Source organism: Pseudomonas sp. EU05-FHT14B02, assembly GCF_058791055.1.
In genome coordinates, this window is record NZ_JBYTDD010000032.1 from 1 (window position 1) to 5860 (window position 5860).

Annotated in this window: 4 protein-coding genes and 1 pseudogene; 1 reads left to right on the forward strand and 4 read right to left on the reverse strand. The window is 57.2% G+C overall.

From position 1 onward, the window contains the following. A partial coding sequence (locus AC3WTM_RS24350) for an NAD(P)(+) transhydrogenase (Re/Si-specific) subunit beta (RefSeq protein WP_146023691.1) occupies positions 1 to 126 on the forward strand: 126 nt, incomplete at its 5' end. A gap of 82 nt (positions 127 to 208) precedes the next feature. Here AC3WTM_RS24350 and gbdR read toward each other — a convergent pair. The 4 genes and pseudogenes from gbdR to AC3WTM_RS24370 form a co-directional block, all read right to left on the reverse strand. Next, a complete protein-coding gene (gene gbdR, locus AC3WTM_RS24355) occupies positions 209 to 1312 on the reverse strand; it encodes a choline metabolism transcriptional regulator GbdR (protein ID WP_102670108.1) in 1104 nt (367 codons plus the stop codon). Between the two features lie 671 nt (positions 1313 to 1983). Beyond that, positions 1984 to 2161 (reverse strand): annotated as a pseudogene (locus tag AC3WTM_RS24360) (histidine phosphatase family protein); the annotation flags it as partial. A 122-nt stretch (positions 2162 to 2283) separates the two neighbouring features. After that, positions 2284 to 2694 carry a fosfomycin resistance glutathione transferase gene (gene fos, locus AC3WTM_RS24365; RefSeq protein ID WP_102670107.1) on the reverse strand — a complete coding sequence of 137 codons (411 nt, stop codon included), beginning with the start codon at positions 2692 to 2694 and terminating at the stop codon, positions 2284 to 2286. 405 nt (positions 2695 to 3099) lie between these two features. Then, on the reverse strand, positions 3100 to 5860 hold a 2761-nt coding region (locus AC3WTM_RS24370; RefSeq protein ID WP_492587656.1), incomplete at its 5' end, for a VCBS domain-containing protein.

Genomic DNA, 5860 nt, shown 5'->3' on the forward strand with positions numbered 1-5860 from the left:
AACAAGCGCTCGATGGCCAGCGGCTACGCCGGCCTGGACAACGAACTGTTCTACCTGGACAAGACCATGATGGTGTTCGGCGACGCTAAAAAGGTCATCGAAGACATGGTTAAAGCCGTCGAGTAAGTCCTGCCTCAGCGCAACACTAAAATGACGCGCCCTCCCCTATCCTGCGAACGTTATGCTTTCGCAGGACAGGGGTGAAGACTTATAGACGAACGCTGGCAAAGGTTGACTCGTTACGTGCCTGGCTCAACGCTGACATCGAACCGGCCAACGGCGACAGCACCAATGCTTGCGGCAGCGGCATCATCGCCACCTGCTGCGTGGTATTGGAGCCGACGCGCTCGTCACGCGGCGGAATGCCGAAGTACTCGCGGTAGCACTTGGAGAAATGCGGCGTGGACACAAAGCCACAGATCGACGCCACTTCGATGATCGACATTGGCGTTTGCTTGAGCAACTGGCGCGCGCGGACCAGGCGCAGTTTCAGGTAGTAACGCGACGGCGAGCAGTGGAGGTACTTCTGGAACAGTCGCTCCAGCTGGCGACGGGACACATCGACATACACCGCCAGTTCGTCGAGGTCGATCGGCTCTTCGAGGTTGGCTTCCATCAGCGCAACGATTTCCTGCAATTTTGGCTGGTTGGTGCCGAGCATGTGCTTGAGCGGCACACGCTGGTGATCCTGTTCGTTGCGGATGCGCTCATAGACAAACATTTCCGAAATGGCCGCCGACAATTCACGCCCGTGATCACGGCTGATCAGGTGCAGCATCATGTCCAGCGGCGCAGTACCGCCGGAGCTGGTGAAGCGGTTGCGGTCGAGGGTGAACAAACGGGTACTCATTACTATCCGCGGGAAAGCTTCCTGCATCGCCGCCAGGCATTCCCAGTGCACGCTGCAATCAAAACCGTCGAGCAGTCCGGCGCAAGCCAGGGCCCAGCTGCCGGTGCAGACCGCACCGAGTCGGCAGGCCTTGCGGGCCTGGCTTTGCAGCCAGGATACGTGTTCCCGGGTAACGGTGCGCTGGATGCCGATACCACCGCAAACGATGACGGTGTCCATCGGCGGGGCTTTGTGCATGGAGGCGTCAGGGGTGATTTGCAGGCCATCACTGGCCCAGACCTGGCCGCCATCGACGGTGAGGGTGGTCCAGCGATACAGCTCGCGACCGGACAACTGGTTGGCCATGCGCAGCGGTTCTACAGCGGACGCCAGAGAAATCAGCGTGAAATTGTCCAGCAACAGAAAGCCGATGGATTGAGGCGCACGGTTCTGGGGTTGGGCCCCGGAGTTGAACGTCGTCATTGCGGTATCTCCTCACACAAAGCGGGTGATTGGCCTCAGGCAAAGGCTCTTTTTATACCCCCATCCAAAAGTAGGTGGGTTTGGTCCAATTCAACCTGCAAAGGTCATACCCAATTACATATGTTTGAACGGATCCAAAAACGACATCACCCAATGTCTCTACGCTGAGGGTTTGCAGGGCGGGAGCCATAAGGAAAACGCTTGATTTTGAGCCCGTGCTTATCAAGCTTGTGCACATTCGTAGCACATACACGTGAGATGCCTATAAACGACGACTTATTTGTCACCGACACTCACATGTCGGTTTTTGAAAACAATAATGACCAATGCCCGATTTTGGGCTGGCACAAGCGTCATGCGCTATAAAAGTGATCTGCGACCGGGAGCAGAAAGGCTTGCGCAGTATTACGATCAGTTTGGACGACTGCTATTGGCCGATTCTGTTGAAAAAGTCGGCCATAGTTTGCGCATCAGAAAAGTACGCGTCCGAGATTGAAATCTTTACTGTTGGCAGAGGCTTCCGGACTCGGATTTCACGTAGCAGCGTGCAAAAAAGGCGTTTTCACCAGTCAATGATCAGGCAGTTTGGGCAGACCGACTTTTTCAACAGAATCGGCCGGCTTCTGCCTGTCGCCACCAGCAGCACCAGGTATCTGTCCAGGCACCTTATAAACACCGCCATATTGATACACCGTCGCACTCCAATACTGGCTGCCGTTACGTTTTTGGCGAATCCATCCATCTGCCACCAAGTTGTTTGGCGATCATTCGATTCTTAAAGCCATGACCGAGCAGCAGAACCGGGCCTACGCTGGCAAAGGACTGAAGTCGTCGAGCTGCCGTGCTGGAACATCGCAGTGACCAGCGCCGGCAGTGGCCCGTCGCCTAGCCCGACGGCGACCATCACAGCAGATATTTTGCCGCAGGCCAGATAGCAGAGCTATTTCTTCAATATGACCAGACGAAAACGGTCAGTCAAAGAACTCCATACCTGCATACGGCTGACGTCGGCATTGCTCAAGCCTTGAAGCCAGGCTGCCCACATGCACTTCCAGGCGATGCCCATCGGGGTCCGAAAAATAAAACGATTTACCTTCGCTCGAGTTGGATTTCCACTCAATAACGTTACGAAGCCGCAAGTAAGCGGTGACTTCTTCAAAATCATCCTGCCCCACCGAAAATGCATAGTGGGTGTAATCAGGCTGTTTTTCCGCCAGACGTGTCTCATCGAGAGACAGACAAAGCCAGAGATCGCCGAGGGAAAGATAAGCCCCCGTTTCCCAGCGGGCAGCCAATCTAAAGCCGGGTAGAGCCACATAAAACTCAATACTGCGAGAGAGGTTCACAACCGCCAACGTCAAATGATTCAAGCCAGTCAACATGAGCATCTATCCAGAACCAGTCCACGAGAACGGTTGAGGATATCAATGTCGACTTTTTCAACACAATCAGCCAGAAGCGCTCACTCATCAAGACTCATGTCTTAGGCCGCCTGCCTACGTAATGACGCAGCCCTGATTGGAAGAATTCGAGATATGGGCGCCTGCATGGGTCATTTGCCACCCGGTCCTTGCTGGATAGAGCGGATGTGCCATCAGGCCAAATCCAGTGCTCGACGCTCATCATTGCAGCTGTACAGAACGGGCTGATGGAATGCCCGCTTCACGCTCTGAGGAAGTCAATCAACCAAAATCGAGGTTCTTGAGAATACCTCGCACAAGCCCATCGCGGATTTATCCGCGATGGGCCTGCAACCGCTTAGCAACGTTCGGCCCGTAGCAAAAGCATCATACCGCCAGGATAAAATCCGCCTGATCGATACCTGCACTGCTGACACCGACAAGGCGAATAGAGTCCATTCCGATCCCGATCAGCGTGTCCGCCCCGTCAGCCGCAATGCTCACGTTGGCAGCGAACGTTTCGCTGCTGATCCCCAGCCCCGCGATATTGAGCAGGTCCTGCCCTCCGGCCGGATTGACGTCGAAGTCCTGGATCGAGTCGTTGCCGAAGCCTGCGGCAGCAAACGCGAAGGTATCGTTGCCGAGGCCGCCGTTCAGCATGTCGTTGCCCAACCCGCCGAGGAACAGATCGTCACCCGCACCGCCGACCAGAATGTCGTTGGCCAGGCCGCCCAGCATCCTGTGGTTTGCCGCCGCTGCATCGTAGGCCAGTTCACTGCCGCTGCCCTCGGCGTTCGCCTGCAAACCCGCCGCCGCGTATTGGCCATTCAGCGCGATCTGCGCCGCATGCGCGCCGTCGTTCACGATCAGCAGGCCGCCGATGCCTGTGTCATTCGCTGCATAAGTGATCTGCGTATTGGCGCCGAACGCAATATCGCCAAAGTTCAGCGTGTCACCCTCGGCAAAACCGCTGACGCTGCCACTGAACGCCGTCGACACTTCAAGCTTTAGCGTGCCTGCCGAGCCGCTGTCAAACGTCACATGCTGATCGGAGGCAGCACCGAATTCCAGCATCGCCGAACCGCTGATAGTCGCGCTTCCCCCGCCTTGGGCATCTCCGTGGATGGTGATATTGCCATCGCTCGCCCACAGGCTGCCGCTGTTGACCAGCGCACTTTCAATCACCAATCCGCCGCTGCCGCTGGCTTGCAGCACCCCCGTGTTGGTGACGGCGCTGCTACCGGTATCGATCACCAGCGCATTGACGCCGCTGGCATGAATCAGGCCTGAGTTGACCACTATCATCTGCCCCGCTCCCAACTGACCGGCACCCGAGATGGTGTTGTCGGCATTGGTGAGCACCGTGTCGGCGCTGCCACCAAAGATCACGTTGTGCGCGCTGTCGGACAGAACCACTTGCCCGCCACCGGTCAAGGTCGCGCCACGGAACAGGATCTCAAGGCTGGTCTCGTTGCCGGTGGAGCCGAGCTCAATGGTGCCGCTGTTATGGATGTTGCCACCGAACGGCATGATCGCGCCGTCGGCAATGGTGAGGGTGCCGGCGTTGTTGATGAGCGGATCGACATCGAACTGGAAGTTCGCTTCGCTCAAGTCCGCGGCAACGACACCTTTCAGGGTGACCGTCTGGCCCGAGCTTATGCTGACCAATGCATTGCCATTGGCGTCATTAGTGATACTCAAGTCAGCAAAGCCAGTGACGCCCGTGAAGCCGATCATGTCGATCTTGTCTACCGTGGCATCGAAACTGTAGATCTGATTGTTGCCAATCGGCTGGGCGAAGACGAAGGTGTCGGCACCGGATGAACCGGTCAGGTTGTCGTCAGCGGACAAGGCGAAGATCGGCGTGCCGGGGGCAAAGGACTCGACGTTATTGAATACATAGGAACTGCCCACACTGCCGTCGGCGTTAGTCCAGGTCATGTTGATGTGGAGTACCGCAGCGCCCGCGAAGCCTTCAGGTGTTGTCACCGTCAATGCTCCGGGATCGCTGGTCTGCACGGTCCAGGTACCATCGCCGTTGTTGATTCCGGCGTTTAGAGTCCAATTTGACGGAACGTCGGCAATTGTGACAACAAAGCTATCGCTCAGGCCTGCCGATGGATCAGCAATCGCAAGGTTTATTGCTTCTCCGGACACTCCCGCAGGGTAAGTCAGGCTAATGCTTGTTGCAGCACTAACGTTGCCTGCCGCGTCCATAGCCGTGACAAATAGCGTCTTGGTACCCGTAAACTTGCCAGTCAAATCAATATTGGCGAATTGACCGCCGGTATTGGTCGTTCCGGTCCCAATTTCTGTGTCGCCTGCGCCAAACACGCCATTGCCATTGTCCAGGTAAACCTTAATGAATGAATTAGCTTCGGCGCTCCCTGAAAGCTTATGGTTTGTACCGGAGTTGTTGTAAGTCAGCCCAGTCGGTGACGCTGGCGGTGTTGTATCAATCGGAGTTTCGACGACGTTCTGCACGTTCACCGTAATCGTCTGCGTGTCGATTCCGCCATTGCCGTCGGACACCCGAACGTCCACAACGTAGGCGTTGTCACCGTCAGTACCACCGACATCCTGGGCATTCTCGTAATCGGGCGCTGAGTTGAACGTCAGCACCCCGCTCGAACTGATCGAGAACTTGCTGAAGTCCGTCCCGGCCGTATTCAGGAGCGAGTAGCTCAGCGTCTGCGCTGGCAGATCGGGATCGGTCGCCACCACCGCCGTGACCGCCGTAGTGTTCTCCGCAACATTGACCGAAGCCGTCGCACCGCCACCGTTGGACGTGATCGTCGGTGAGTCGTTGCTGCCGGCGATATGCACGGTGACCGAAGTGAGGGTGCCATCGGCACTGCTCACCGCGAAGGTGTCGGTGTAGGTGGTACCGGCGGCGAACTCGTTGTGCGCGGAGCTGGCGACGTAGGTCCAGGCACCGCCGGTGCCGATGGAGAACTGGCCGTAGCTGCCGGCGGTGTTGGTTTGCGCGACGAAGGTTGCGGCGCTGTCGACGTCGCTGATGGTCAGGGTGCCGGTGGTGGAAATGTCCACGGCGGCATTGGTCTCGGTGAGGTTGGCGATGTCGGCTGACAGCACGGCCGCATCATTGGTGCCGAGGATATGCACGGTGACCGAAGTGAGGGTGCCG

Coding starts and splice junctions, on each gene's coding strand:
- gbdR (WP_102670108.1), bottom strand. CDS start 1,312: ATGACGACGTTCAACTCCGGGGCCCAACCCCAGAACCGTGCGCCTCAA.
- fos (WP_102670107.1), bottom strand. CDS start 2,694: ATGTTGACTGGCTTGAATCATTTGACGTTGGCGGTTGTGAACCTCTCT.